The 25,991-nt window shown below is 64.8% G+C and carries 21 protein-coding genes; 10 read left to right on the plus strand and 11 right to left on the minus strand.

Annotated elements, in window-relative coordinates:
- Positions 1-266: 266 nt before the first annotated feature.
- Positions 267-980, minus strand: a complete 714-nt coding sequence (locus AC0L30_RS24215) for a hypothetical protein (RefSeq protein WP_007600890.1) — start codon at positions 978-980, stop codon at positions 267-269.
- 281 nt (positions 981-1,261) lie between these two features.
- On the opposite strand from AC0L30_RS24215, the gene AC0L30_RS24220 reads away from it, so the two are divergent.
- Both AC0L30_RS24220 and AC0L30_RS24225 read left to right on the plus strand, forming a co-directional pair.
- A complete protein-coding gene (locus AC0L30_RS24220; protein ID WP_473405351.1) occupies positions 1,262-2,185 on the plus strand; it encodes an ABC transporter ATP-binding protein in 924 nt (307 codons plus the stop codon).
- The gene (locus AC0L30_RS24225) at positions 2,182-2,943 is read left to right on the plus strand and encodes an ABC transporter permease (protein ID WP_473405352.1); all 762 of its coding nucleotides are present in this window, start codon (positions 2,182-2,184) and stop codon (positions 2,941-2,943) included. The genes AC0L30_RS24220 and AC0L30_RS24225 overlap by 4 nt, the downstream gene beginning before the upstream one ends.
- A 49-nt stretch (positions 2,944-2,992) precedes the next feature.
- Here AC0L30_RS24225 and AC0L30_RS24230 read toward each other — a convergent pair whose 3' ends face one another.
- The gene (locus AC0L30_RS24230) at positions 2,993-3,316 is read right to left on the minus strand and encodes a hypothetical protein (protein WP_007600887.1); all 324 of its coding nucleotides are present in this window, start codon (positions 3,314-3,316) and stop codon (positions 2,993-2,995) included.
- A gap of 315 nt (positions 3,317-3,631) precedes the next feature.
- On the opposite strand from AC0L30_RS24230, the gene AC0L30_RS24235 reads away from it, so the two are divergent.
- The 3 genes from AC0L30_RS24235 (at position 3,632) to AC0L30_RS24245 (ending at position 6,607) form a co-directional block, all read left to right on the plus strand.
- The gene (locus tag AC0L30_RS24235) at positions 3,632-4,402 is read left to right on the plus strand and encodes a L,D-transpeptidase (RefSeq protein ID WP_007600886.1); all 771 of its coding nucleotides are present in this window, start codon (positions 3,632-3,634) and stop codon (positions 4,400-4,402) included.
- A gap of 225 nt (positions 4,403-4,627) precedes the next feature.
- Complete coding sequence (locus tag AC0L30_RS24240) at positions 4,628-4,882, plus strand: acyl carrier protein (protein ID WP_018454262.1); 255 nt, start codon at positions 4,628-4,630, stop codon at positions 4,880-4,882.
- Between the two features lie 24 nt (positions 4,883-4,906).
- Complete coding sequence (locus AC0L30_RS24245; RefSeq protein ID WP_473405353.1) at positions 4,907-6,607, plus strand: fatty acyl-AMP ligase; 1,701 nt, start codon at positions 4,907-4,909, stop codon at positions 6,605-6,607.
- 6 nt (positions 6,608-6,613) lie between these two features.
- Here the strand turns inward: AC0L30_RS24245 and AC0L30_RS24250 are convergent, their stop codons facing one another.
- The 3 genes from AC0L30_RS24250 to AC0L30_RS24260 are packed head-to-tail and all read right to left on the minus strand — an operon-like array spanning position 6,614 to position 9,989.
- On the minus strand, positions 6,614-7,576 hold the full coding sequence (locus AC0L30_RS24250; protein ID WP_473367748.1) for a hypothetical protein: 963 nt from the start codon (positions 7,574-7,576) through the stop codon (positions 6,614-6,616).
- A gap of 25 nt (positions 7,577-7,601) precedes the next feature.
- The gene (locus tag AC0L30_RS24255) at positions 7,602-8,984 is read right to left on the minus strand and encodes an MBOAT family O-acyltransferase (protein ID WP_473405354.1); all 1,383 of its coding nucleotides are present in this window, start codon (positions 8,982-8,984) and stop codon (positions 7,602-7,604) included.
- A gap of 45 nt (positions 8,985-9,029) precedes the next feature.
- On the minus strand, positions 9,030-9,989 hold the full coding sequence (locus tag AC0L30_RS24260; protein WP_311985886.1) for an acyl-CoA desaturase: 960 nt from the start codon (positions 9,987-9,989) through the stop codon (positions 9,030-9,032).
- A gap of 158 nt (positions 9,990-10,147) precedes the next feature.
- Here AC0L30_RS24260 and AC0L30_RS24265 point away from each other — a divergent pair, with 158 nt between their 5' ends.
- On the plus strand, positions 10,148-11,143 hold the full coding sequence (locus AC0L30_RS24265; RefSeq protein WP_473405355.1) for a glycerophosphodiester phosphodiesterase: 996 nt from the start codon (positions 10,148-10,150) through the stop codon (positions 11,141-11,143).
- 121 nt (positions 11,144-11,264) lie between these two features.
- On the opposite strand, the gene AC0L30_RS24270 is transcribed toward AC0L30_RS24265, so the two are convergent.
- The gene (locus AC0L30_RS24270; RefSeq protein ID WP_473405356.1) at positions 11,265-13,544 is read right to left on the minus strand and encodes a spermidine synthase; all 2,280 of its coding nucleotides are present in this window, start codon (positions 13,542-13,544) and stop codon (positions 11,265-11,267) included.
- 248 nt (positions 13,545-13,792) lie between these two features.
- Between AC0L30_RS24270 and AC0L30_RS24275 the strand changes: the two genes are divergently transcribed.
- A complete protein-coding gene (locus AC0L30_RS24275) occupies positions 13,793-15,403 on the plus strand; it encodes a phytoene desaturase family protein (protein ID WP_007600878.1) in 1,611 nt (536 codons plus the stop codon).
- Positions 15,404-15,680: 277 nt separating this feature from the next.
- On the opposite strand, the gene AC0L30_RS24280 is transcribed toward AC0L30_RS24275, so the two are convergent.
- Positions 15,681-15,836, minus strand: coding sequence for a Flp family type IVb pilin (locus AC0L30_RS24280; protein WP_007600877.1), 156 nt, complete (start codon positions 15,834-15,836; stop codon positions 15,681-15,683).
- Positions 15,837-15,999: 163 nt separating this feature from the next.
- Between AC0L30_RS24280 and AC0L30_RS24285 the strand changes: the two genes are divergently transcribed.
- Positions 16,000-16,887, plus strand: coding sequence for a 50S ribosomal protein L11 methyltransferase (locus AC0L30_RS24285; RefSeq protein ID WP_473405357.1), 888 nt, complete (start codon positions 16,000-16,002; stop codon positions 16,885-16,887).
- 24 nt (positions 16,888-16,911) lie between these two features.
- On the opposite strand, the gene AC0L30_RS24290 is transcribed toward AC0L30_RS24285, so the two are convergent.
- Positions 16,912-17,091: a hypothetical protein gene (locus AC0L30_RS24290; protein WP_007600875.1), complete on the minus strand. Its 180-nt coding sequence runs from the start codon at positions 17,089-17,091 to the stop codon at positions 16,912-16,914.
- A 188-nt stretch (positions 17,092-17,279) separates the two neighbouring features.
- Here AC0L30_RS24290 and AC0L30_RS24295 point away from each other — a divergent pair, with 188 nt between their 5' ends.
- Together AC0L30_RS24295 and AC0L30_RS24300 are read left to right on the plus strand one after the other, a co-directional pair.
- Positions 17,280-19,109, plus strand: coding sequence for an aminopeptidase P family protein (locus AC0L30_RS24295; RefSeq protein WP_473405358.1), 1,830 nt, complete (start codon positions 17,280-17,282; stop codon positions 19,107-19,109).
- A 323-nt stretch (positions 19,110-19,432) separates the two neighbouring features.
- The gene (locus AC0L30_RS24300) at positions 19,433-20,710 is read left to right on the plus strand and encodes a multidrug effflux MFS transporter (protein ID WP_354201125.1); all 1,278 of its coding nucleotides are present in this window, start codon (positions 19,433-19,435) and stop codon (positions 20,708-20,710) included.
- Between the two features lie 163 nt (positions 20,711-20,873).
- On the opposite strand, the gene ligA is transcribed toward AC0L30_RS24300, so the two are convergent.
- The 3 genes from ligA to AC0L30_RS24315 all read right to left on the minus strand — a co-directional run bounded on the left by ligA (position 20,874) and on the right by AC0L30_RS24315 (position 25,782).
- Positions 20,874-23,027 carry an NAD-dependent DNA ligase LigA gene (ligA, locus tag AC0L30_RS24305; RefSeq protein ID WP_473405359.1) on the minus strand — a complete coding sequence of 718 codons (2,154 nt, stop codon included), beginning with the start codon at positions 23,025-23,027 and terminating at the stop codon, positions 20,874-20,876.
- Positions 23,028-23,189: 162 nt separating this feature from the next.
- Entirely contained in the window at positions 23,190-24,863 is a 1,674-nt protein-coding gene (recN, locus tag AC0L30_RS24310) for a DNA repair protein RecN (protein ID WP_473405360.1), read from the minus strand.
- Positions 24,864-24,876: 13 nt separating this feature from the next.
- Positions 24,877-25,782, minus strand: coding sequence for an outer membrane protein assembly factor BamD (locus AC0L30_RS24315; RefSeq protein ID WP_007600868.1), 906 nt, complete (start codon positions 25,780-25,782; stop codon positions 24,877-24,879).
- Between the last annotated feature and the right edge of the window lie 209 nt (positions 25,783-25,991).

Raw genomic sequence — 25,991 nt, forward strand, 5'->3', positions numbered from 1 at the left:
GCTCGCGTCGCGCTCAACTGGCTCGATTGAGGCTGCGGCTTTTTCTCAAGGACGTTTTCGGAAACAGGGCGACCGGCCCACGCCCGCTCGGGCTGAACCGCCATGGGGCCGACGTTTCGTTTCCTTGTCATAGTGTGACAACACCAGATCGGGTGCCGAGTTCCCTTCCTCCGACCGGCAGGTGATCGAGTTTGGCTCTGCAGATACGACAATGCCGCCGTCTGAATGACGGCGGCATTGTCAATTCAGCGGCTTGCGGCGAAGGCTTAGTTCCGGGGAGCCGTTGCCGCCGCCGACCGCGCCGGCCTGGGCGCGCCGGGTTCGGCAACCGGAGCCGGTGCGCGCGAGCGCATGATTGCGGCGTCGATCTCGGCGATCACGCGGCGCTGGATCGCTTCGTTCTTGTCGATCGAGATGTGGCCGACACCGGAGCCGCGGACGTCGACATTGTCGAGCTTGCCGCGAAAACCGTCCGCGCGCTTCACCGGCTCGCCGGGGCCGTCGCCGATATAGATGTTGATGTAGCGTTCGGCGCCGGTCGACAGTTTGGTCTTGAACACGGAGTCGAGCCCGATCGCGAGCTTCACGGGCACGCCAAGGCGGTTGAGCTTGGCGATCATGTCCGGCAGCGCGGTTGCGCCGGAGGAGTGCCCGACCAGCACGATGGTCTTGAGCCGGCCGGCCTTGTAGGCGGTGGCGGCCTCATCCGCGAGCGAGGACCACGACACGAAATTCGCGACGGTCACCGGGATGCCCTGCGCCTGGAGCCGGGCGCCGATCGTGTCGAGCCCGAGCGAGAAGATGTTGAGCACGCCGCGGAGGAGGTAGACATGCGTGGTCGCGACCGCAGCCTGGCTCGGCGCCGCCTTGACGGTGGTCGGGCTGATGGCAACAGCTGACAGCAGAAGCAGGCCCATCGCCCATGCACGGAGGGCGGACAACTGGCTGGTGCCGGCGGTGTGACGGCCGTTCGGTCTCATCGATCTTTTCCTTGGGAATATGCTTCGGCCGGAATCGTAGCCATGGCCTGCTCGCAGACGCAACAAAGAGCCGCGTGAACGACGATCTTAGCAGCAAGCCGTGACCATCGCGCAACACTTGCTCGAAACCTGCCACGGAAGGGCCTGTTTTGAGGCCATTTTTCTCCGGCTAATTGCAGCCGGGCAAGGGCATTCCTATCTCAGGGCTCCGCTGACCCGTCCTCCCGGCAGGTTCCAGCCTCCCCTCCCCAGCCTTCGCCCCCCTCAGACTTGCGGCCATCATGTCCTCCATCATTTCCGTCGCCAATTTGTCGAAGACCTATGGGTCCGGCTTCAAGGCGCTCAAGAACGTCAATCTCGACATCAAGCGCGGCGAAATCTTCGCGTTGCTCGGCCCCAACGGCGCCGGCAAGACCACGCTGATCTCGATCATCTGCGGCATCGCCAATCCGAGCGAAGGCAAGGTCCTGGTCGGCGGCGAGAACATCCAGACCTCCTATCGCAAGGCGCGCTCGCTGATCGGGCTGGTGCCGCAGGAATTGCACACCGATGCCTTCGAGAGCGTGTGGGCGACCGTGAGCTTCTCCCGCGGGCTGTTCGGCAAGCCGAAGAATCCCGATCATATCGAGAAGGTGCTGAAGGACCTCGCGCTGTGGGACAAGAAGGACAGCAAGATCATCACGCTCTCCGGCGGCATGAAGCGTCGTGTGATGATCGCGAAAGCGCTGTCGCACGAGCCGCAGATCCTGTTCCTGGACGAGCCCACCGCCGGCGTCGACGTCGAGCTGCGCAAGGGCATGTGGGAGGTGGTGCGCACGCTCCAGCAATCCGGCGTCACCATCATCCTGACCACGCATTACATCGAGGAAGCCGAGGAGATGGCCGACCGCATCGGCGTCATCAACAAGGGCGAGATCGTGCTGGTCGAGGACAAGGCCACCTTGATGCAGAAGCTCGGCAAGAAGCGGCTGACGCTGCATCTGCAAGGCAAGCTCGATGCGCTGCCGGAGAGCCTCGGGCATTACGAGCTCGACCTCTGCGACGGTGGCGCGACCCTGGTCTACGACTACGACACCAAGGGCGAGCGCACCGGCATCACCAGCCTGCTCGGCGACCTCCGCACCGCCGGCATCCGTTTCAACGATCTCGACACGACGCAATCGTCGCTCGAGGACATCTTCGTCGATCTCGTGAGGGCGTCATGAACTACCGCGCTGTTCGCGCCATCTATCTGTTCGAAATGGCGCGCACCTGGCGCACGCTGCTGCAAAGCATCGTCTCGCCGGTGGTCTCGACCTCGCTGTATTTCGTGGTGTTCGGCGCCGCGATCGGCTCGCGCATCAGCCAGGTCGAGGGCGTCAGCTACGGCACCTTCATCGTGCCGGGCCTGATCATGCTCTCGGTGCTGACGCAGAGCATCGCCAACGCCTCGTTCGGCATCTACTTCCCGAAATTCACCGGCACGATCTACGAGATCCTGTCGGCGCCGATCTCCTATTTCGAGATCGTGCTCGGCTATGTCGGCGCGGCTGCGACCAAATCGATCATCCTCGGCCTGATCATCCTCGCCACGGCCGGCCTGTTCGTGCCGCTGCACATCCATCATCCGGTCTGGATGCTGGCCTTCCTGGTGCTGACGGCGGTGACGTTCAGCCTGTTCGGCTTCATCATCGGCATCTGGGCCGACGGGTTCGAAAAGCTGCAGATGATCCCGATGCTGGTGGTGACGCCGCTGACCTTCCTCGGTGGCAGCTTCTATTCCATCGACATGCTGCCGCCTGCCTGGCGCACGGTGGCGCTGCTCAATCCGGTCGTCTATCTGATCTCCGGCTTCCGCTGGAGCTTCTACGAGATCGCGGACGTCAGCGTATCCGTGAGCATCGGCATGACGACGGCGTTCCTGGCGATCTGTCTGGTCGTGATCTGGTGGATTTTCCGCACGGGGTATCGGTTGAAGAACTGACCCCGGCCGTCATTCCGGGGGCACGCGCGCGCCCCGGAATCGCCAGGGGTTACCGATAGCAGTGGAAGCGGTTGTATCCGTCGTAATAGCCGCGGCAGCGGCGGTGGCCGCGATGGGGAATGCCGAACACACCCTCGACTGCTCCCACGGCCCCGCCAACGCCGGCGCCGACCGCGCCACCGACCACGCCGCCCACAGGACCGGCGATACGGTTGCCTTCATAAGAACCTTCCTGGGCGCCGCGCACGATGCCCTGCGCGTGCCCGGCATGTGGCAGCGACAACAGCGCCAGCGCCATGGCGGCGGCTGCAAACAGCAGGCGGACGGGCAAACCGGCCGGCAATGACGCGGCGGTGATACGGGCTTTGTTCATTTTCGGTCCCAGGGACGGTGTAAGGGGCAATTGGCGGCGAACGCCGCCTGTCGAGGCAGGCATCTTCAACGCCGGGCGCGGCCAAATGGTTGCGCCTTTGTGACGAATTGTCGGCGTTGTGAACGCGTGCCCGCTCGCGAAAATGTCAGCATCGCCACGGGCGGCGCGGCACAAAGCGGCCTTGCTAACGCCCGCCGTCACGTTAACGATGGCCGGGCAGGCCGCTGGAACGAAAGCCGGATTGCAGGCATATTGCACGCCGGGGGACGGAGAGCCGCGGCGCCTAGCGTGAACAGGCCGGAGGCCAGAACTCAGATGCGTTCGTTTTTTATTGCTTTCACCTCCCTGATGCTTTTGAGCGCGGGCGCCGCGCAGGCCAAGGTCGAGATCACCGTCGACAAGGACAATCAGCAGATGACCGTCGCCGTCGACGGCATCGCGCGCTATCACTGGCCGGTGTCGACAGGCATCCCCTCCCGCGAGACGCCGAACGGCGCGTTCCGTGCCTTCCGCATGGAAGAGGACCACTACTCCAAGGAATTCGACGACGCGCCGATGCCGCATTCGATCTTCTTCACCAAGATCGGGCACGCCATCCACGGCACAGACTCGGTCGGCCGGCTCGGCACACCGGCGTCTCATGGCTGCGTGCGGCTGTCGCGGCAGAACGCCTCGACGCTCTACGCGCTGGTGCAGCAGCAGGGCGTGCTCAACACCACGGTGACGCTGACCGGCTCGTCGCAGGTGGCGCTCGCCCGCAACCCGCGCGGCCGCAACCCCACGGCTGTCGCCCGCGCACCGCAGCCGACCGAAGAGCAGTACGCCACATCAGGCGACCCCGTGAATCTCGCACCGACGGCCCAGCCCGCCCGCCGCTACATGCCCCAGGACGACAATTACATCTATCCAGCCGATGGCAGCGACACCGGCACGCGCTACCCGGCGCCGCGTGGCAGCCGCCCGCTCTATGACGCGCAGGTCTACCAGCAGCAGCCGCAGCAATATTACAATCAGGGCAACGGCACCTATTATCAGCCGCAGCCCCGGCAGGTTTACCAACCGCGTGGCTATTACTACCAGAACTGACGCTATCTGGACGCGGCGTTGCCGGGCAATCAAATCAGAAAGCCGCTGCCGCGACGGGCGCTTGCCGCAGTCGACCGCAGGAAATAGCGCCGGCCTGTGCACGGATTGGGCACCGGCCGACGCAAGGAAGCAACAGTCCACAACCTTCGACGCGGCGGCGTTCCGGCCAAATTGACAACCAGGGGGTCGCCCGTATTGTCGTTCCCATTGTTTCTGGGACATGACATGACACGCGAGCAGATTTCGGATTTCTGCGTTACCGCCCTGGCAAATATCCTGCGAATTTCGAGCGACCGCGTCGACATCGGCACGAAATTCAGCCGCCTCGGGCTCGATTCGGCGATGCTGGTCTACCTGATGATGGAACTCGAGGAGAAGCTCGACCTCGAACTATCGACGGACGACTTCTACGACCATCCGACCGTTGAGGCGCTGTCGCGATTTCTCGCCGACAAGCGCGCAATCCGCCCCGCCGCCTGAGGGCGGCTGAAGCCGGCGCAACCCATGGAAACCTTCCGCTCGCTCGTGGCACTGCTGGCCCGGCGTGCGGCGGAGCAGGCCGACGACCGCGTCTATGTCTTCGTCTCCGATCGCGGGACGGAGGAAGCTGCCCTCAGCTTTCGACAGCTGCACGATGCCGCGGGCGCGCTCGCGTTGCGACTGACCGTGGCCGCGCGTCCCGGCGACCGCGCCATCCTGGTGTTTCCGCCCGGCATCGAGTTCATGGTGGCGTTCTTCGGCTGTCTGATGGCCGGCATCATCGCCGTGCCGATGATGATGCCGCGGCGAAACAGCGCGCGCGATGCCAGCGCCGCGATCCTCGCCAATTGCACGCCGGCGGTGGCGCTGACCAATTCGGCCGTCGCGCTCCGTGGTGATCTGCGGGCACGCTTCGCGCATGAGAACATTCGCTGGATCGAGGTCGATCTCGCCGCGGACGATGGTGAGACAATCGAACTACCCGAGCCGGCGCCGGACGACATCGCCTTCCTGCAATACACCTCCGGCTCGACGTCCGCGCCCAAAGGCGTGATGGTGAGCCACGCCAATCTGCTCGCCAATCTCGAGATGATCCGGCTCGCGCTCGGCAACACCCGGCAATCGACTTACGTCAATTGGGTGCCGCTCTATCACGACATGGGGCTGATCCTGAACGCACTGCAGGCGCTCTATGTTGGGGCGACCTGCGTGCTGATGGCACCGAATGCGTTCATGCAGCGGCCACTCGGCTGGCTGCGCGCGATCTCGCATTTTCGCGCGGAAGTGGCGTGCAGCCCGAATTTCGGCTTCGATCTCTGCGTCAGCCGCTATCGCGCCGACCAGATGGAGGGCGTCGACCTGTCCTCGCTCAGGATCGCGCTGAACGGAGCAGAGCCGGTGCGTGCGGAAACCATCGAGCGGTTCGTCCAGACATTCGCGCCCCACGGCTTCGATCCGCGCGCGATGTATCCCGCCTACGGAATGGCGGAAGCGACACTCCTGATTTCCGGCGGACGCCGCGGCGGAGGTCATGTCACACGCAGCCTGAGCCGCACGGCGCTTCAGGCGCATGCGGCGGAAGCGCCTTCCAGCGCCGAAGACACGCAGATCGCCGTCGGCTGCGGGCGCGCGCTCACCGGCGAACGGATCGCGATCGTGGACCCGGACAATCGGACGCGCCTGCCCGCGGACCGGGTCGGTGAAATATGGGTGAACGGCGCCAATATTGCCCGCGCCTATTGGCGCAACGACGAGGCGACGCGCGAGGGGCTCAATGCGCAGATTGCCGCCGAAGACGGGGCATGGCTGCGCACCGGCGACCTCGGCTTCGTCGACGCCACGGGCGAATTGTTCGTCACGGGACGGATCAAGGACCTCATCATCATCCGTGGCATCAACCATTATCCCCAGGACGTCGAGCGCACCGTGCAATCGCTCGATCGAGCTTTGCGCGAAAATTGCGGCGCGGCGTTCTCGGTGCCGGACGAGACCGGCGAAGAAACACTCGTCATCGTCCAGGAAATCGAGCGCACTGCGCGCCACTCGATCGACACCGAAGCCATCAAGGGTCGGATTCGCGAGGCCGCCGCCGACAACCACGAGCTCTCCGCGCGCCACATCGCGCTGATCCGGCCCGGCACTCTGCCGAAGACCACCAGCGGCAAGATCCAGCGCAAGCTGGCACGCAAGCTCTGGCTCGATGGGGGATTCGAGCAGCTCGGCTGAGACGGTTCAGAAATCGATCTTCGCGCTCTCCCCATCGCGCAGGCTCGCAGCGATCCCCTGCTCGATCTTGCGCGCGAGGATGGGGCGATAATGGATGAAGTCGGCAAAATTGGCGCGGTCGCGCGTGAGATCGTTGTCAACGCGATAGCTGATGAAATTGCTACGCGGTCGGCCCGCGACCACTTTCTTCAGCGCCGCGTCGCAGGCGCTGCGCTCCAGGGCGGTTTCCGTACCGGGCTTCGGCACGGTGGTCGCGAAGGTCGGCGGCACGATGATGACGACGGGCACATCGGCCGACAATGTCCTGACGGTATCTGCGAGCACAGCGATCTCGGGAAATGTCGCCCGCATCTCGGTGGACGAGGACGGCGCCGGATCCCTGGGCCAGCCGACTTCCTTGAATTGACCCGGCGGCCAGATGTCCTCATAGCTGACAAAGCCGTCGGGGTTCATCCGTGGTCGGCGACCAAGCCCGATACTGATGCGCTGAAAAGCGTGCTCGATCGCCTGCCAGGAGATCAGCCGTGCAGCGTAAGTGACGACGCTTCTGTCGTAGAGCCAGTCGGGAAACGGGACGCCGCCCTCCTCCTTCGCCCGTGCATGCGCGCACCAGCCGGGGTCAGTCACGACCACCAGTGCACCAACATCCTTGTGATTTCGGAGGAAGAAGTCCAGCACCGCGAGCTCCTGGCGGGGAAACGCACCGGTCATGTAGAGCTGCACGAAGCGCAGGCCGGTTGCGCGCGACAATTCCGTCGGCTCGATCATCTGCGCCGTCGAATTACCCAGGATAGCGGCATTGAAATCCGGATTCCTCGCGCGGCTCGCGGCCGTGATCTGGGTCAGACGATTGTCGACGCCCTCGATGCCGAACAGACCGAGCTTGCCGCTGTCATAGGGATCGACCGCCACCATCAGTGCGAGCACCAGCAGCGCAGCGCCGATCAGCGTGCCCAGACACGCGAGCAAGCTCCGGCCCCAGCCGGGGTCGGTCTCAGAATTTGAAGTAGACGAACTCATGGAGATCCCGACCACCCATGTGAAGCAGCAATGCGAACAGCCCAAGACCGAGCAGACCTGCGAGCCACGGATTGGGACGGCGCGTGAGCACCGCCACAATGTCCTGGCTCGCCGGCAGCAGGAAGGCGAACAGCGGCGCTGCGATCAGCGGCCACAAATGCTTTCCGCGCTCGAGCGGCAGCGGCGAAACCAATCCGGCGAAGACATGCCATGCCGCCTCCACCGATCCCGCGCGAAAAATCACGCCGGTCGCGAGCACGAACAGGACGGTCAGCGCCCAGCCGAGCCATGACGGGAAATTCGGGCCATAGCGACGCCACAACGTGCAGGCGACCAGCGCAAGCCCGTGCAGCACGCCCCACAGCACGAAGGTCCAGCTCGCGCCGTGCCAGAGGCCGCACAGCGCCATCGTGATCATCATGGCGGCGAAAAACTGTACGGGAAGCCAGTGCCGCGGCAGCAGGCGGAGATTGACGAGCGGATAGAATACGTAGTCGCGCAGGAACAGCATCAGGGTGATGTGCCAGCGCTGCCAGAAATCCTGGATATTGGTCGAGCGCAGCGGGGCGTTGAAATTGTACGGCAGCTGTACGCCGAACAGCAGGCCGAGGCCGATCGCGATGTCGGAATAGCCGGAGAAGTCGAACAGGATCTGGAAGGAGAAGCAGAAGGCAAGCCAGGCGTCGCCGCTCGGGAGCGGCCCGTTCGCTGCCTGGGTGTAGATTGGATCGAGCAGATGCGCGAGGCCGTCGGCGATCACGATTTTTTCGAACAGGCCGATCGCGATGAAGCAGGTCGCGACGCAGAACTGGCGCTGCCAGCCCGGAACGTAGATCTGCCTGCCGAACTGATGCATCACCTCCGACCAGCGCGCCAGCGGGCCGGCGATCGCCTGCGGGAAGAAGGTGATGTAGAGCGCGTAGCGGTCGAGCGCATAGAGCGGCGCCCTCCCGCGCTTCAAGTCGACCAGATACATGATGTGGTGGAAGGTGAAGAAGGAGATGCCGAGCGGCAGTCCGACATCGAGCACCGGCAACGTCGTACCCAACACCAGACCGAGATTGGCGAGAAGGAAGTTGGCGTATTTGAACAACGCCAGCACCGCGAGATCGAGCATGAGCACCAGCGTCAGCACCGCCGGCCACTTCACGCGCCCATAGGCGACCGAGGCAAGCCAGTTGATCACGATCAAGCCGATCAGGAGCAGGATGAAGGACGGGCTGCCCCAGGCATAGAAGGCGAGCGAAAGCGCGACCTGCACGCCGATGCGCAGATGCGGATAGGGATCGGCCAAGCGATAGATCAGCAGCGCCGCGGGCAGGAAGACCAGGAGGAAGGGATAGTCGTTGAACAGCATCGGTTCAAAGCTGCGCCATCGCCGGCGTGAGCCGGCGGATGATGCTCAGCCCGTTTCGAGGTCGGGCGCAGCGTCGCCCGGCTGCCGCAGCATGCGTCGCGCAATCTTCTCCTCGCTCGGCACCTTGACGTCCCAGGCCAATCCGAGCGCTTCCAGGGCGCGGATGAAGATGAAGCCGGGATCGAATTCGAACCAGCGCAGGCCGAAGGCCGCGGAATAGGGAAAGGCGTGGTGATTGTTGTGCCAGCCCTCGCCCCAGGCAAGCCAGGCCATCACACCGAGATTGCGGCTATTGTCGTCGCGGGTGACGAAGGGCTGCGCGCCAAAGCTGTGCATCACGGAGTTGATGGCCGACATGGTCTGCTCGACCACGAACATGCGCACCACGCCGCCCCAGAGCAAGCCGGTCAGCGCGCCCCACAGGCTCATGGTGGCGACGCCGCCGATCGCGGCCGGCAGCACCAGGCCGAGACCGACCCAAGTGTAGTAGTAGCTGTTGACGGCAACCAGCCTGCGATCCGCCATCAGATCCGGGACATAGTGCGCAACGTTGGGATAATCGTGCTCGATCATCCAGGTCAAATGCGCGTGCAGGAAGCCGCGCAGGCGGCCGAACGGGCCCTCGCCGTGCAGCCGCGGCGAATGCAGATCGCCGTCGTGATCGGACAATTCGTGGTGCCGGCGGTGCATTGCCGCCCAGGACAGCATGGGACCGCGGCCGGCCATCGATCCCATCACGACCAGGATCGCACTCATCACCGTGGAGGTCGCAAAGGCGCGGTGGGTGAAGAGCCGGTGATAGCCGACGGTGAGGCCGAGGCCGGTGACCAGCCAAAAGCCGACGAACAGGCCAAGCTCCGCCGCGCCAATCGGGCGGTAGAGCAGAAGCACCAGCGCCAGCAGTGTGCCGACGAAGGGCAAAACGTCGAAGATGATGAAATGCCGGCGCTGCATCCGGCGAAAATGCCGGCTACGAATAATTCGATGATCGCGTTGCTGCTGCACGGGCGGGATTCCAGGGCGCCGACCATGGGTACATACCCCCGCGGCGGCCGCAACCCAAGCCACCGCCCAAGGTTTCAACAGCCACGAAAGCCTATACTATGGGCCGGACATGCCCAAATGCGTTCAAATATCCCTTTCCGCTTGCCCCACGAGCCGCCATGCCGTCACGTGCTGCGACGATCTTGACCGTACTGTCACTTCTCATTGCGGGACCGGCCATGGGGGCTGATTCGGCTTTCGACCTCGAGGCCCATCGCGGCGGGCGGGCACTGCTGCCGGAAAACACGCTTCCGGCCTTCGCCAACGCGCTGTCGATGGGCGTGGACACGCTGGAGCTCGACGTCGGCATCACTGCCGACGGCGAAGTCGTCGTCTCGCATGAGCGCGGGCTCAACCCTGATATCACGCGGGATGCGAGCGGCGCCTATGTCGCGGCTCCCGGCACGCCCTTCGTGAAGCTGCGGCTCGAGCAGGTCAGGAGCTACGACGTCGGCCAGATACGTCCGGACAGTCCTTACGCGAAGCAATTTCCCGATCAGCGCGCCGTGCCCGGGACTTGCATTCCGACCTTAAGCGAACTTTTCGCGCTGGTGCGCAAATCCGGCAACAATCGGGTGCGCTTCAACATCGAGACCAAGATCGATCCGAATCATCCGGACGAGACGCGCGATCCGCAAGCTTTCGTCACCAGGCTGCTCGCGCTGATCGAAGCCGAAAAATTCTCCGACCGCGTCATGATACAGTCGTTCGACTGGCGGACCCTGCTGCTCGTCCAGCAGCAGGCACCGAAGATGCCGACGGTGTACCTGACGCTCCAGCGCGGCTCGAGCCAGACGGTGGCGCTGGACAAGGCGACCAGCTGGACAGCCGGGTTCAGCCCGGCCGATCACGGCGGCTCCCTGCCGCGAACCATCAAGGCTGCGGGCGGCGCGATCTGGTCGCCCTATTTCGGCGATGTGACCGCGGCGCTGATCGCCGAGGCACACGCGCTCGGGCTGCACGTCGTGGTCTGGACGGTCAACAAGCCTGAGGACATGGCGCGGATGATCGAGATCGGCGTCGACGGCATCATCTCCGACAGGCCCGATTTGTTGCGGCAAGTCGCGGGCGAGAAGGCAATTGCGTTGCCCGCGGGGACACCGGTGACGCCGTGAGGCCGAGCCGCAGGCTTTCTGCTGTAGCCCGGATGGAGCGCAGCGAAATCCGGGGCCGTTAATCACCGCGAGGCAAGAACGTCCCGGATTGCGCTGCGCTCCATCCGGCTACGAAGTGCCCCTACTCCCCGTCCCGCAAACGCCGGTACAGCGCGCCCAGAATGTTGGAGTAATCGTCGGTCCAGACCCGCACCCGGTCGTCGGCTTCGGTCTGCTCCCATGATTTCGACGATGCGAGCCTGCCGACGTCGGCATTCTCGCGGGCGGAGATGACGACGTCGGTCGAGAAGATATAGTCGCCATCGCGCCCCGAATCCTCGTTGTAGACCCAGCTCTTGAGATCGTTGGCATCGGCGATGCCGACCACGACGGTCTCGAGATCGAGGTGGCGGTTGGACACGTGCATCACCACGGCGCCGTGCGGAGCGAGCTTGTCCTTGTAGATCTTCATCGCCTCTTCGGTCGCAAGATGGATCGGGATCGCATCCGACGAATAGGCATCGACGATGATGAGATCATAGGCGCCGTCCGGCTCCTTCGCGAAGGTGAGGCGAGCATCGCCGATCACCGGCTTCAGGCCCGGCATGCAACTCGAGATATAGCGGAAATTCTTCGGATCGCTTGCCGCGTCGACCATGGACTGATCGATCTCGAAGAAGGTCCAGCTCTCGCTAGGCTCGGCGGCGCAGGCGAGCGTGCCCGATCCGACGCCGATCGCCGCGACCTTCAAGGGCGCGCCCTTGCGCTCCCGGATCGCGGTCACGGCCTGACCGATGCCGCCATCCCTATGATAGTAGGTGATCGGCTCGGGCCGGCCGGTGACCGGCGTGCCGTCATTGTTGAGGAAACGCTCGGCGCCGTGGATCGTGGTGCCGTGCATCAGCACATGGAAATAGCCACCGGGCGTCACCACGATCTTGTGCACGCCGAAGAAGCTGCGCACCGTGGTGACGCGGCCTTCATCCGCCGGATAAACCCGGATCAACGCCAGCGCGAGCGCGACGGTGGCGAATATCTTCCAGCGGCCGGCGTTGACCGCCAGCGCCAGCAGGGCGGCGAGCACGCCAACGCCGCCGGCCACCCAGACGCGATGATCCTCGAACCAGGTCGACAGCCCGCCCGTCGTCATGGACGGCGCAACGAGCACGACGGCGAGCGCGGCAAGCGCCAGCCAGTACCATTTGATGATGCCCGCCAGCCGCTCGTTCGCGGGCGGCCGGCACAGCGCGGCAAGCGCGACCAGGATCGGATATTCGGCGATCCAGGAGAATGTGAACGGCGCAACGAGCCCTGCGAACAGGCCGCCGACCATGCCGCCGAACGACAGCGCGACATAGAATCCGGTGAGATATTTCGCGGCCGGCCGGGTCCGCGCCAATTCGCCGTGGCAGGCCATCGCGATGACGAAGAAGCACAATTGATGGCCGCCGAGCGTCAGCAGCAGGTTCTGTTCGCCGCCGAACGCCAGCAGGAAGACGACGCCCGCGATCGCGACCGGCTGGAGCATCAGCATCCATTTGTGCGGCAGCAGCGGCCGCGACTGGAACACCACCACCCAGGTCAAGAGATACAGCGACAGCGGCAGCACCCACAGCAGCGGCGCTGCCGCAACGTCGGTCGAGATGTGCGCGGTGACGGCGATGAGCAGGCCGGACGGCACTCCGGCGAGGAATATCCAGCGCAGCCGCGTCATGAAACCGGGCGCAGGCGCATTCAAATCCTCGGTTCGCACATCGACCATGGCGAGCTTCGGCGAGCGCAACAGCAGCACGCCGCAGGCGGCGATCAGGACGATCTGAATGCCGTAACCGCCGGTCCAGAGCCGGTTCTGCGTGTGCAGCGTGAACATCGGCTCCAGCAGGAATGGATAGGACAGCAGGGCGAGGAAGCTGCCGATGTTGGAGGACGCATAGAGGAAATAGGGGTCATGTCCGGCAGGATGCCCGGTGCGGACGAACCAGGCCTGCAGCAACGGATTGTTGGCGGCGAGCGCGAAGAACGGCAGTCCGATCGAGATCACGAACAGGCCAAGCAGCCAGATCGCGTAGCCCGAAGCGGGCGGATCGCCATAGGCGGACGCGATGCCGAGCGGCAGCGTGGCGAAGGCCGCGATCAGCAGCAGGAGATGCACCACCACCGGAACGATGCGATTCCTCACCTGCATCAACACATGCGCATAGGCGTAGCCCGCCAGCAGCAACGACTGGAAGAACACCATCGCCACCGACCACACCGCCGGCGAGCCGCCGAGCCGCGGCAGGACCATCTTGGTGAACAGCGGCTGCACCGAGAACAGCAACAGCGCGCTGACGAAGATCGCTGCGGTGTAGACCGTCAGCAGCAGCCGGTTGCGTGACGAGGATGACTGCTCCGTGGCGGCGGGTTGCACGATCGAATCCATGGAAGCTCCGGCATAATCCCGGCGGGTGCCGGGCGCGCGCAATGGAGCACAAGGCGCCTGAACGGGCAATAAAGGGTCTCGTGATGTTGCAGCGGGAAATGCTTGATATAAGACGGTCGTGCCGGGCGATGCGACGGGACCGCGAAGCGCGGCCGCAGCATCGAACCCGGAACCTCGAGATTCTCCGGTGCGGAGCCCGCACCACAGTTCGGGCTTCGCGAATCCCGGAATGACAGCACCAGGGGCGCATGACCGAAACCGACGTCATCATCATCGGCGCTGGCCATAACGGCCTCACCTGCGCGGCGTATCTCGCGATGGCCGGCTTGCGCGTGCGCGTGGTCGAGCGCCGCAAGGTGGTCGGCGGGGCCGCGGTCACGGAGGAATTTCATCCGGGCTTCCGCAATTCGGTCGCGGCCTACACTGTGAGCCTGCTCAATCCGCAGGTGATCCGCGACTTGAAGCTGGCCGAACAGGGCCTCAGGATCGTCGAACGGCGCGCGCAGAATTTTCTGCCCGCGGCAGACGGCAGCTATCTTCTCACCGGCGAGGGGCGGACGCAGGCGTCCGTCGCACGGCTGAGCGCGCGCGACGCAAACGCGCTCGACGGGTTTTCGCGCGAGCTGGAAGATATCGCCGACGTGCTTCGGCAGTTCGTGCTGCGCGCGCCGCCCAACCTGCTCGATGGTTTCGGCACGGCATCGATCCGCGAGGCCGTGAACGCATTCCAGAGCGCCAATATCCTGCGCGGGCTGTCGCTGGAGCAGAGCCGCAGCCTGCTCGATCTCTTCACCCGCTCGGCTGGCGAGATGCTGGACGAACGTTTCGAGCACGATCTGATCAAGGCGCTGTTCGGCTTCGATGCCATCGTCGGCAATTATGCCAGCCCTTACGCCGCGGGCTCGGCCTATGTGATGCTGCATCACGCGTTTGGCGAGGTGAACGGCAAGAAGGGCGTCTGGGGTCACGCCATCGGCGGCATGGGCGCGATCACGCAGGCCATGGCGCGCGCCGCACGCGACCGCGGCGTCGTGATCGACACCGATGCGGGCGTGCGCGAGGTCATCCTCGAGCGCGACCGCGCGGTCGGCGTAGCGCTGGAGAACGGCACGACCATCCGCGCGAGATATGTCGCATCCAACGTCAATCCGAAGCTGCTCTATACGCGGCTGGTCGCCGCCGATGCGCTTCCCCAAAACTTTCTCGACCGCATCCGGCACTGGAAGAACGGCTCCGGCACCTTCCGCATGAACGTGGCACTGGACCGCCTGCCCTCCTTCACGGCACTGCCGGGCGTCGGCGATCATCTCACCTCCGGCATCATCCTGGCTCCCAGTCTCGGCTACATGGACCGCGCCTTTCTCGATGCCCGCGCGCACGGCTGGAGCCGAGAGCCCGTCGTGGAAATGCTGATCCCCTCGACGCTCGACGATACGCTCGCGCCCGCAGGACAACATGTCGCGAGCCTGTTCTGCCAGCATGTCGCGCCGGAGCTTCCCGATGGAAAGTCGTGGGACGACCATCGCGACGAGGTCGCCGACCTCATGATCGCGACGGTGGACAAATACGCGCCGGGTTTTGCGACCAGCGTGCTCGGCCGCCAAATCCTGTCACCGCTCGATCTCGAACGGCAGTTCGGCCTGCTCGGCGGCGACATCTTCCACGGTGCGCTGACGCTGAACCAGCTGTTCTCGGCCCGGCCGATGCTGGGCCACGCCGATTATCGCGGACCCGTGAGGGGCCTCTATCACTGCGGCTCCGGCGCCCATCCCGGCGGCGGCGTCACCGGCGCGCCCGGCCACAACGCCGCGCAGGCAATCCTGAGGGATCACCGGTCGCTGTTCGGAAGTCGTGGATAAGCCCGTGGATAAGCTGTGGACAGCCTGTTGGCAGAGCTGTGAAAGGGCGCTGGGTTACGCCCCTCCAAGCTTGGTACAAATTGGTGGAAAATCCGGGGATGAACGGCGGGATAATCCGTGGACAAAGTCCGGAAAAACCAGCGGATAGCCTGTGGGCATTCTGTGCAAGCCAATTCCCAAAAACGACTTCGCCCGCCAGGGGGCAATTCCCCCGACGGGCGCGGCTCGAAAGCAGTCGTATGGAGAATTGGCCTCGCCGGGAAATGGAAGGCGGAAATTACTTCAAGGAGCTGCTAATCGAAGTGAACTTGTCGTTCAGGGTGGTGCCCAGGCCGTTCACCACGGTGATGATCGCCAGCGCGATACCGGCTGCGATCAGGCCGTACTCGATTGCGGTTGCACCTGAATCGTCGGTCCAGAACTTCAAAATCATGCGCTTCAAGTCTCGCCTCCTATTCCATTTCGAACTGTGTGGGTTGCCCAACACCCGCAAATCTACGTGGCACAACCTGAGGTCGGGTTAACCTCGTGAATGCAAGTTAAGCGAAAAATTGGGAACAAAAGTTCCAAAAATTGAACCGGACGGAACCCAGAGAATGCAGCCTTCCCCCACCCATCGCGCCAGTTTTTCGATCGGCGGCGAGATCGCCGCCAGGCGCATTGTCGACGTCCTCACCGAAATGTTCTTCGAGGACGATGCGGCGGTCGCCGCCTTCGAGCAGCCGAACGGACAGTGGGACGTTGCGCTGCATTTCGCGAACGCGCCGGACCGGGCTTGGCTGCGCGAACTCGTTGCAACCGCAGCAGGAAATGAGATCGCGGACACGCTGGTCTTCGACACCGTCGAAGCCAGGGACTGGGTCAAGGCGAGCCTGGAAGATCTCGTCCCGGTGCCGGCCGGACGCTTCGTCGTCCACGGCAGCCATGATCGCGACCGCGTGGCGCCGAACAAGCTCGCCGTCGAGATCGAGGCGGCTCTCGCCTTCGGCACCGGCCATCACGGTACCACGCGCGGCTGTTTACTCCTGCTTGACCATGTCCTGAAAAGCACCCGGCCCGGCCGCGTGCTCGACCTCGGCACCGGGACCGGCGTGCTGGGGATAGCGGCGGCGAAGGTGCTGCATCGCGCGGTGCTGGCCTCCGACATCGACCCGGCCTCGGTCAAGGTGGCAGCCGAGAACGCCGCGTTGAACGAGGTCGGTCACCATGTGCGAGCAATCCGCGCCACCGGCTTCGCGGCGGCTGATTTCGGCAGATGCGGCCCGTTCGACCTGGTGCTGGCCAACATCCTTGCCAATCCGTTACGGCAATTGGCGGGCCCGTTGACGCGGCACCTCGCACCTGGCGGGCGCGTCATCCTCTCCGGCCTGTTGACGCCCCAGGTCCCCGCCGTGATCGCCGCCTACCGCGCGCGCGGCCTCGTGCCTCTGAAGCACTTGCGGATCGAGGGGTGGAGCAGCCTGTTGCTGCGGAAGATGGGGTGAGTCGGGGGGCTGCCGTAGGTGCCGCTACTTTGCGGCCTTCTCGTCCCGGCGCATCGCGCGCTCGGCCTGCGAGGCGCGCCTCGCGCGGCGTTCAGCGAAACGGTCGATCATCTGGTTGATGAGGCCGCGCGGTTTCTTCGGTGCTGCCGGAGCCGGGGCGCGGCGCACCGGCGGCGTAATCTTCTCAAACGTGAACGCTGGCATCGAGTGTCCCCTCGTCGTTGAGATGAACAACTTGCTCGAATTTCCCTGTTATCCGGACGAAGCGCAACTGCCGCATCCTGTACTCCACTCAATTCGAATGGAACTTGTTCAAGCACAGTCCATGCCAGATGCGACCTCAAATGCGTCTACATTGCGGACTGATCCGCATGATCCTAAAGTGATCCACCATGTTCGAAGCGCACTTCCAGACATTCGAGGAGCCCGAGGCCGGCGTCGCATTGACGGCGCGGCTGGCCGCGCTCCGTGAAGAACTCGCCCGCCGCAAGCTGACCGGTTTCGTGATTCCACGCGCCGATCAGCAGCAGAATGAGTACGTGCCGCCGTCCGAAGAGCGTTTGGCCTGGCTGACCGGTTTTACGGGCTCGGCGGGACTGGCGGTGGTGCTGACGCACGAGGCCGCATTGTTCGTCGATGGTCGCTACACGATCCAGGCGGCCAAGCAGGTCGATTCAAGGGCGTGGGCCGTGGAATCTCTGATCGATCCCCCGCCGGAAAGCTGGATATCGGCACACCTGAAGGCCGGCGACCGCCTAGGATTTGATCCGTGGCTGCACACTTTTGCGGCAGCCGAGCGTTTGTCCGCCGCCTGCGCCAAGGCCGGTGCCGAATTGGTCGCCGTCGACAGCAATCCGGTCGATGCGATCTGGCAGGACCGGCCACAGCCGCCGATTGCGCCGGTCACGGTGCACGGGATGCAACATGCCGGCGTGACTGAAGCCGAGAAGCTGACGCAGATCAGAAGCGAGATCGGCAAGCTCGGCGTCGATGCGTTGGTGCTGTCCGACAGCCATGCCGTGGCCTGGACCTTCAACATCCGCGGCGCCGACGTCGCGCATACGCCGCTGCCGCTGTCCTATGCGCTGGTGCCGAAGGACGGTCGTCCCACCATCTTCATCGATCACCGCAAGCTCTCAAATTTGACCCGCGACCATCTCGAGCAGTCCGCCGAGGTGCGCGAGCCCGATGCGATGGCGCCGACGCTGATGGCGCTCGCCAAGAGCGGTGGATCGATCGCGCTCGACAATGCGACCGCGGCCGACGCCCTCAGCCGGTTAATCACGGGTGCTGGCGGCAAGCCGGTGCGCGGCAGCGATCCGATCGCGCTGCTCAAGGCGGTCAAGAACACGACCGAGATCAAGGGCACGCAAACGGCGCACCGGCGCGACGCCGTAGCGCTGGCACGCTGCCTCGCCTTCATCGACCGCGAGGCGGCAAGCGGCAAGCTCACCGAGATCGACGCGGTCGAGGCACTGGAGACGTTCCGCCGCGATACCGGCGCACTGAAGGACGTGTCGTTCCCGACCATATCGGGCACCGGCCCGAATGGCGCGATCGTGCACTACCGCGTCACCCGCAAGAGCAACCGGCGGATCGTACCCGGCGATCTGCTGCTGATCGATTCAGGTGCACAATACGAAGACGGCACCACCGACGTCACCCGGACCATGGCCGTGGGCGAGCCGACCGACGAGATGCGCGACCGCTTCACGCGTGTGCTGCGCGGTCACATCGCGATCGCGCGGGCGATATTTCCCGATGGCGCCACCGGCGCGCAGCTCGACACACTGGCACGGCAATATCTCTGGGCCGCCGGCGTCGATTTCGAGCATGGCACCGGCCACGGCGTCGGCAGCTATCTCTCGGTGCACGAAGGACCGGCGCGGATATCGAAGCTCGGCACCACGCCGCTGAAGCGCGGCATGATCCTGTCCAACGAGCCCGGCTACTACAAGACCGACGGTTTCGGCATCCGCATCGAGAACCTCGAACTGGTGGTCGCTGCCGACATCAAAGGCGCGGAAAAATCGATGAACGCGTTCGAGACGCTGACCCTGGCACCGATCGACCGCCGGCTGATCGATGTCGGCATGCTGGGCAAGGACGAGCTCGACTGGCTCAACGCCTACCACGCGCGCGTCAGGGCCGAGGTGCGGCCAGCGCTGGACGCGACGACGAAGGCCTGGCTGGACCAGGCCACGGCGGAGTTGAAGGCGTAAGCGCGTCGTTCACGGTCTCGACGCATAGCACCACGCGATTTGCGCAATGCTCATTTCCACCCCCGCTGTCATTCCCCGCGAAGGCGGGGAATCCAGTATTCCAGAGACAGCAAACGTATGCGGAGACGCCGCGGCGTACTGGATCGCCCGGTCAAGCCGGGCGATGATACCGAGTTTTTGACGCGAGCAGCGCGCCAAATCCGTCCTCATCGCGCCGCCATTATAACCGTCCCGGAATCCGTATAGCCGCATTCCGAAACGCCGATATGCGTCTTGCGCGAGCGCGCTACAGTCCGATTCGAATTTCTGCGAGACGGACACGCATGCACGGCATGATCAGCAAGCCGCCGGAAACGGCGCAACACAACCTCGCGACCTCGCGCGTGGTTTTGCTGCTGCTCGTCGTCATGACCGGCATCGCGCCGATCTCGCTTTACATGCTGGTTCCGGCGCTGCCGGTGCTGGCGACGACATTTGGCAGCGACATCTCGGCCGCGCAGATGACAGTCTCGCTGTACATGGTCGGCATCGCGCTGTCGCAACTGATCATGGGCCCGCTGTCGGACCGTTTCGGGCGACGACCGGTGCTGCTCGGAGGACTGGCGCTGATGGTGGTCGCCAGCGTCGCCTGCATCTTCGCGGAAACCCTGCCGCAGCTGATCGCCGCGCGCTTTTTCCAGGCGCTGGGCGGCGCAGCCGGCATGGTGGTGAGCCGCGCCATCATCCGCGACATCTACGAGCGCGATCGCGTCGCCTCGATGATCAGCCTCGTCATCGCGGCGCTGATGATCGGGCAGATGGTCTCCCCGCTCACCGGCGGCCTGATCGAGACCGCATTCGGCTGGCGCGCGATCTTCTACGCCATCACCGTCGCCGCGATCATTGTCGCCGTCGGCATCGCATTCGCGCTGCCTGAGACCCGCCGAGACCGCGCCGCCGGCAGCGGCTTTCGCGGCGACGTCGGCATCCTGATGCGCAACCGCGCCTTCGTCGGCTACGTGATGTGCCAGGTGCTGGCCTCGCAGATCATCTTCACCTTCGCCGGCGGCGGCCCCTATATCGTGGTGACGCAGATGGGCAGGACCAGCGCTGAATACGGCGCGTGGTTCGCGACGACGGGTTTTGCCTATCTCGTCGGCAATCTGCTCTGCGTGCGCTTCGCGCCCAGGCACTCGTTGGAGAAGTTGATCTGGTTCGGCCTCGCGCTCCAGCTTTGCGGCAGCCTGTTGAACCTGCTGTGGAGTTTCACCGGCTGGAACGAGGCACCCGCCTGGCTGTTCGGCACGCAGATGATCGTGATGGTCGGCAATGCCTTCGTGATGGCGAACTCCGCCGCCGGCGCGATCAGCGTCCGTCCCGAGGCCGCCGGCACCGCGTCAGGTGCGATGGGCTTTCTCCAGCAGGGCATCGGCGCGCTCATGTCGCAATTCGGCGCCTATCTCGGCGGCCATTCCGCGACCACGCTGCCGCTCACCGCCGCGGTGCTGGCGATCTCCCTGCTCTGCGCCTGCACGATGATCTTCGTCGTACCCCGCCGCGAGGTCATGGTGAGCGAGACGCTGATCGAGCAGGCGGAAGAGGAAGAGAGCGGGATGATGTGAGGGATGGCGAGCGACGGCCGTTCCAACACTCTCGGTGTCATGCCAGCGAAGGCGGGGATCCAGTACGCCGCTGCTTCTCCGTACCCTTGCACTGTCTCTGGAATACTGGATTCCCCGCCTTCGCGGGGAATGACGGCGGAGCGAGACGCGCCAGCGCGCCCCCTCACTCCCCGATCAGCGTCAGCCACTCGTCCTCGGTCAGCACCTTGACGCCATGCCTGGTGGCTTCCGCGAGCTTCGAACCCGCGCCTGGACCGGCGACGACGAGATCGGTTTTCTTGGACACCGATCCGGACACCTTTGCGCCTAACCGCTCAGCGGTGGCCTTGGCCTCGTCGCGCGTCATCTTCTCCAGCGAGCCCGTGAACACCACGGTCTTGCCGGCGACGGCAGAATTGCTCTTCGGCTTTTCGGCGTCGATGATCTCGACCTCTTTGGTCAGCCGCTCGACAATGCCGCGATTGTGGCTCTCGCCGAAATAGTCGGCGATGCTCTTGATCACGGTCTCGCCGATCTGGTCGAGCGCGTCCATCTCGGCCATCGCCTCCTCGTCGCCCTTGGCGACCTTGAGGCTGGCATCGTGGAAGGCGTCCCAGGAGCCGTAGCCGCGTGCCAGCGCCCGCGCCGTGGTCTCGCCGATATGGCGCATGCCGAGCGCATAGATAAAGCGCTCCAGCGCGATCTTCCGACGGCTCTCGATCGCGCCGAACAGATTGCGCACCGAGGTTGCGCCGTAACCCTCGATGTCCTCGAGCTTGAGTTTTGCGTTGCGCTTTTCCAGCGTGAAGATGTCGGCTGGCTCCTTCACAAAGCCCTCGTCGAAGAAGTACTGGAGCTGCTTCTCGCCAAGACCGTCGATATCGAAGGCGCGCCGCGACACGAACAGCTTCAGATGCTCGATCTTCTGATAGGGGCAGGCGAACTCGCCGGTGCAGCGGGCGCGTGAGCCCTCCTCGCCTGCCGCGGTCTCCCCGCGCACGACGTCGGTGTGCAGCGGGCACGGGCACTTCTTCGGAAATTCGAACTCCTTGGCAGCCTTCGGCCGCTTGTCGAGGACGACGTCCACCACCTGCGGGATGACGTCGCCGGCGCGCTGGATCACGACGGTGTCGCCGATCCTGATGTCGCGGCCCTCGCGCAGCACCTCGCCCTTGCTGCCGATGCCCTTGATGTAGTCCTCGTTGTGCAGCGTGACATTCTGCACGATCACGCCGCCGACGCCGACCGGTTCGAGCTTGCCCACCGGCGTGAACGAGCCGGTGCGACCGACCTGGATCTCGATGTCGCGCAACACCGTCGTGGCGCGCTCGGCCGGGAATTTGTGGGCGATGCCCCAGCGCGGCGTGCGCGAGACGAAGCCGAGCCGCTCCTGCCAGTCGATGCGGTCCACCTTGTAGACGACGCCGTCGATGTCGTAGTCGAGTTTTGCGCGCTGCTCCTCGATCGCATGATGAAACGCCAGCAGCTCCTCGACGGAGTGACAGAGCTTCGTCAGCGGGTTGGTCTTGAAGCCGCAGCGCTCGAACCAACCGATCATGCCGCTCTGCGTGCCCTCCGGCATCGCGCTCATCTCACCCCAAGCATAGGCGAAAAAGCCGAGGGGGCGCGAGGCGGTGATGGTCGGATCCTTCTGCCGGAGCGAGCCCGCGGCCGAATTGCGCGGATTGGCGAAGATGGTGCCGCCTTCCGCCTTCTGCCGCTCGTTGAGCGCCAGGAAGGCCTTCTTGGTCATGTAGACCTCGCCGCGCACCTCGCAGATGTCTGGGACGTTGCGGCCCTTCAGCTTTTGCGGCACGTCCTCGAGCGTGCGGATATTGGCGGTGACGTCCTCGCCGACCGCGCCGTCGCCGCGCGTCGCGGCGGTGACGAGCTCGCCGCCCTCATAGCGCAGCGACATCGAGAGGCCGTCGATCTTCGGCTCGGCGGAAAAATCGATTCTGTCGTCGTCGAGCTTCAGGAAGCGCACGATGCGGCCGACGAAGTCGCGCAGATCCTCTTCCGCAAAGGCGTTGTCGAGCGACAGCATGGGGACGGCATGCCGCACCTTCTTGAAGCGGCCTGATGGTGCAGCACCGACTTTCTGCGACGGCGAGTCCGCGCTGACGAATTCCGGAAACCGCTTCTCGATCGCGTTGAAGCGCTGGCGCAACGCGTCATACGCGGCGTCGGTGACGGTGGGCGCGTCGTCCTGATAGTAGCGTTCGTTATGCCCCTCGATCTCGAGCGCGAGCCGCATGTGCTCGACCTTGGCCTGCGCCTTGGTGAGGTCGGCGACGTCGCGAAGCGGTGCTGGTTTCGATTTTGCTGCTCTGGCCATGGTGCTTGGATACGATGGAGCGGGCGGGAGGGTAAAGGTGGGTTGAGGTCTCGCGCCCCGGACGCAGCGCAGCGCTTCTTTGGCGGTGCGCTGCAGAGCCGGGGCCCATCGGGGCGACATTCTGGGTCCCGGCTCGCGCTTGCGCGCGTCCGGGACACGAAATCAAGCCGTCGCCGCCTTGAGCAGCCGGTCCGCGGCAGCCCTCGCCTCGGCGGTGATCTCGGCGCCGGCGAGCATCCGCGCGATCTCCTCGCGGCGGTGGTCGGCGGCGAGCGCATTGACGCGGGTGGCGACGCGCTTGCCCTTGTCCAGCGCGTCCTTGGAGATCAGCAGATGCTGGTCGGCACGGGCGGCGACCTGCGGGGCGTGCGTCACGGCCATCACCTGGACCTTGCCGGCGAGCCGCGCCAGCCGTCCGCCGATCGCGTCCGCGACCGCGCCGCCGACGCCGGTGTCGATCTCGTCGAACACCAAAGTCGGCGCCGAGCCGCGGTCGGACAGCACGACCTTCAGCGCCAGCAGGAAACGCGACAGCTCGCCGCCGGAGGCGACCTTCATCATCGGCCCTGGCTTGGTGCCCGGGTTGGTCTGCACCCAGAACTCGACGCGGTCGAACCCTTGCGGGCCTGGAGCTGCCTCGTCGGTCTGGACCTGGGTCATGAACTTGGCGCGTTCGAGCTTGAGCGGCGCGAGCTCGGCATTGACCGCCTTGTTGAGCTTCTCCGCGGATTTCTGCCGCGCCATCGACAGCTTCTTGGCCGCCGCCGCATAGCGCGCATCGGCCTCGATCGCGGCCTGGTCCAGCTTCTTCAGCCGTGAGGCGCCGGCATCGATCAGAACGACATCGGCGGCATATCTGGCGGCAAGCGCGGCGAGCCCGTCGACCGGCGTCGAATATTTGCGCGAGGCGGCGCGCAACGCGAACAGGCGCTCCTCGATGCGTTCGAGCTCTGAGGGATCGAAATCGGTCGCGGCAAGCGCCGCCTGCAGATGCTGGTCGGCTTCCTCCAGCGCGTTGATCGCGATGTCGATCGCCCTCACCGCGGGCTCGACCAGCGCCGGCGCGTTGACGCCGCGGCGCTCCAGCCGGCGCACGGCGGCCGAGAGCGAGGCGACCGGCGAATGGTGGCCGCCGACCGCCTCCTGCGCCTCGCGCAGGTCGGAGGCGATCTTCTCGCCCTGCATCATGGTGGTCCGACGGGACGCCAGCGAGGTCTCCTCGCCATCCCTGGGCGCGAGCTGCTTCAATTCGTCGGAGGCGTGACGGAGGTAATCGGCTTCGCGCGCAGCGCGCTCCATGCCGGCGCGATGCTCCTCCAGCGCGGTGTTGGCGGTGCGGCGGGCGTCCCAGAGCGCCTCGACCGCCGAGACATCCTTTTCGAGACCGGCGAAGGCGTCGAGCAGGCGGCGGTGGGTGGCGGCATCGACCAGCGCGCGCTCGTCGTGCTGGCCGTGGATCTCGACCAGGGCAGCACCGACCGCCTTCAGCGTCTGCACGCTGATCGCCTGGTCGTTGATGAAGGCGCGGGTGCGGCCGTCGGCGAGCTGGACCCGGCGGAGAATCATCTCGCCGGTATCCTCCAGCCCGTTCTCCGCGAGGATCTTCGCTGCAGGGTGATTCTTGGGGATATCGAACACGGCAGTAACCTGCCCCTGCTCCGCGCCGTGGCGCACGAGGCCGGCATCGCCGCGGCCGCCGAGCGCCAACGCAAAGGCATCGAGCAGGATGGATTTGCCCGCACCGGTCTCGCCGGTCAAAACCGCGAGGCCGGTTGCGAATTCGATATCGAGCCGTTCGATCAGGACGATGTCACGGATCGACAGACGCGCCAGCATGGAATTCTATTTCCTAGCCGAGACCCATTTTCTTGAAGGTCTTGCTAATCCAGGACCCCTGATTCTCGCTCGGTTCGAGACCGCCTGATTTTACAAGATTATAGGCGTCCTTGTACCAGCGACTGTCAGGAAAATTGTGCCCGAGCACGGCGGCAGCCGTCTGGGCCTCGCCGACGATGCCGATCGCCATATAGGCCTCGGTCAGGCGGTACAGCGCCTCCTCGACATGGCGGGTGGTCTGGTACTGCGTCACCACGGCCTTGTAGCGGTTGATCGCCGCCGTGTAGTCGCGCTTCTGCGCGTAATAGCGGCCGACGTTCATTTCCTTGCCGGCGAGCTGGTCGCGCGCACCTTCGATCTTGGCCTTGGCCGAGGTCGCATATTCGGAGGTCGGATATTTGCGCACCACCTCTTCCAGCGAGGCGATCGCCTTCTCGGTGCGGGTCTGGTCGCGGCTGATGTCCGGAATCTGGTCGTAATGCGAGGCGGCAATCAGATATTGCGCGTAGGCCGCATCCGGGCTGCCGGGATGCAGCGTGACGTAGCGGGTGGCGGCGCCGATGCAACTGTCATAATCGCCGCCCTGGTAGGACGCGTAGGCCGACATCAACAACGATTTGCGGGCCCAGTCGGAATAAGGATGCTGGCGGTCGACCTCTTCGAACTTCTTGTTCGCCGCCTTCATGTCCTTCTTCTCGTTCATGAGGTACAGGCCCTCATTGTAGATCTTGTCAGCGGGCTCCTCGACGAAGGTGTCGTCCTTGGCGGTGAACTTGTCCCAAAGCGCGCCGGTGCCGCAGCCGGCCAGCGGCAGCGCGAGCACGAAGAGGGCGACAACCTGAAGCAGCCCGCGGACTCGAGACGAGACTTCTCGAGACGGGACTTGACGATATCCGCGCGTCATACGCTGTGCCGACATGAGTATTGCCCTGACGCCCTGTGGTGCGGTGTCCGCCAGCCCATGAACCCCGTCCTGGGCGCGAAATATAGCCGTGGTGCCTGCCGTGCGACCACGCCGGTGTAACCGAAAAACGATCTTCAACCAACCCGGATAGGCAGGCATTCCGCCCGGATTAAGGCGAACGCGCCGCAATCCTAGCCGATCATCGTTACCAGGAGTTTCCCGGG

Source organism: Bradyrhizobium sp. MI1.11, from assembly GCF_055811255.1.

Excerpts from the sequence above, each read along its gene's own strand:
- AC0L30_RS24225 (WP_473405352.1), top strand. The coding sequence starts at position 2,182 with ATGAACTACCGCGCTGTTCGCGCCATCTATCTGTTCGAAATGGCGCGC.
- ligA (WP_473405359.1), bottom strand. The coding sequence starts at position 23,027 with ATGGCCAGAGCAGCAAAATCGAAACCAGCACCGCTTCGCGACGTCGCC.
- AC0L30_RS24215 (WP_007600890.1), bottom strand. The coding sequence starts at position 980 with ATGAGACCGAACGGCCGTCACACCGCCGGCACCAGCCAGTTGTCCGCC.
- AC0L30_RS24290 (WP_007600875.1), bottom strand. The coding sequence starts at position 17,091 with ATGCCAGCGTTCACGTTTGAGAAGATTACGCCGCCGGTGCGCCGCGCC.
- AC0L30_RS24220 (WP_473405351.1), top strand. The coding sequence starts at position 1,262 with ATGTCCTCCATCATTTCCGTCGCCAATTTGTCGAAGACCTATGGGTCC.
- AC0L30_RS24270 (WP_473405356.1), bottom strand. The coding sequence starts at position 13,544 with ATGGATTCGATCGTGCAACCCGCCGCCACGGAGCAGTCATCCTCGTCA.
- AC0L30_RS24285 (WP_473405357.1), top strand. The coding sequence starts at position 16,000 with ATGCAGCCTTCCCCCACCCATCGCGCCAGTTTTTCGATCGGCGGCGAG.
- AC0L30_RS24240 (WP_018454262.1), top strand. The coding sequence starts at position 4,628 with ATGACACGCGAGCAGATTTCGGATTTCTGCGTTACCGCCCTGGCAAAT.
- AC0L30_RS24265 (WP_473405355.1), top strand. The coding sequence starts at position 10,148 with ATGCCGTCACGTGCTGCGACGATCTTGACCGTACTGTCACTTCTCATT.
- AC0L30_RS24300 (WP_354201125.1), top strand. The coding sequence starts at position 19,433 with ATGCACGGCATGATCAGCAAGCCGCCGGAAACGGCGCAACACAACCTC.
- AC0L30_RS24255 (WP_473405354.1), bottom strand. The coding sequence starts at position 8,984 with ATGCTGTTCAACGACTATCCCTTCCTCCTGGTCTTCCTGCCCGCGGCG.
- AC0L30_RS24245 (WP_473405353.1), top strand. The coding sequence starts at position 4,907 with ATGGAAACCTTCCGCTCGCTCGTGGCACTGCTGGCCCGGCGTGCGGCG.
- AC0L30_RS24235 (WP_007600886.1), top strand. The coding sequence starts at position 3,632 with ATGCGTTCGTTTTTTATTGCTTTCACCTCCCTGATGCTTTTGAGCGCG.
- AC0L30_RS24280 (WP_007600877.1), bottom strand. The coding sequence starts at position 15,836 with ATGATTTTGAAGTTCTGGACCGACGATTCAGGTGCAACCGCAATCGAG.
- AC0L30_RS24230 (WP_007600887.1), bottom strand. The coding sequence starts at position 3,316 with ATGAACAAAGCCCGTATCACCGCCGCGTCATTGCCGGCCGGTTTGCCC.
- AC0L30_RS24275 (WP_007600878.1), top strand. The coding sequence starts at position 13,793 with ATGACCGAAACCGACGTCATCATCATCGGCGCTGGCCATAACGGCCTC.
- AC0L30_RS24315 (WP_007600868.1), bottom strand. The coding sequence starts at position 25,782 with ATGTCGGCACAGCGTATGACGCGCGGATATCGTCAAGTCCCGTCTCGA.
- AC0L30_RS24295 (WP_473405358.1), top strand. The coding sequence starts at position 17,280 with ATGTTCGAAGCGCACTTCCAGACATTCGAGGAGCCCGAGGCCGGCGTC.
- recN (WP_473405360.1), bottom strand. The coding sequence starts at position 24,863 with ATGCTGGCGCGTCTGTCGATCCGTGACATCGTCCTGATCGAACGGCTC.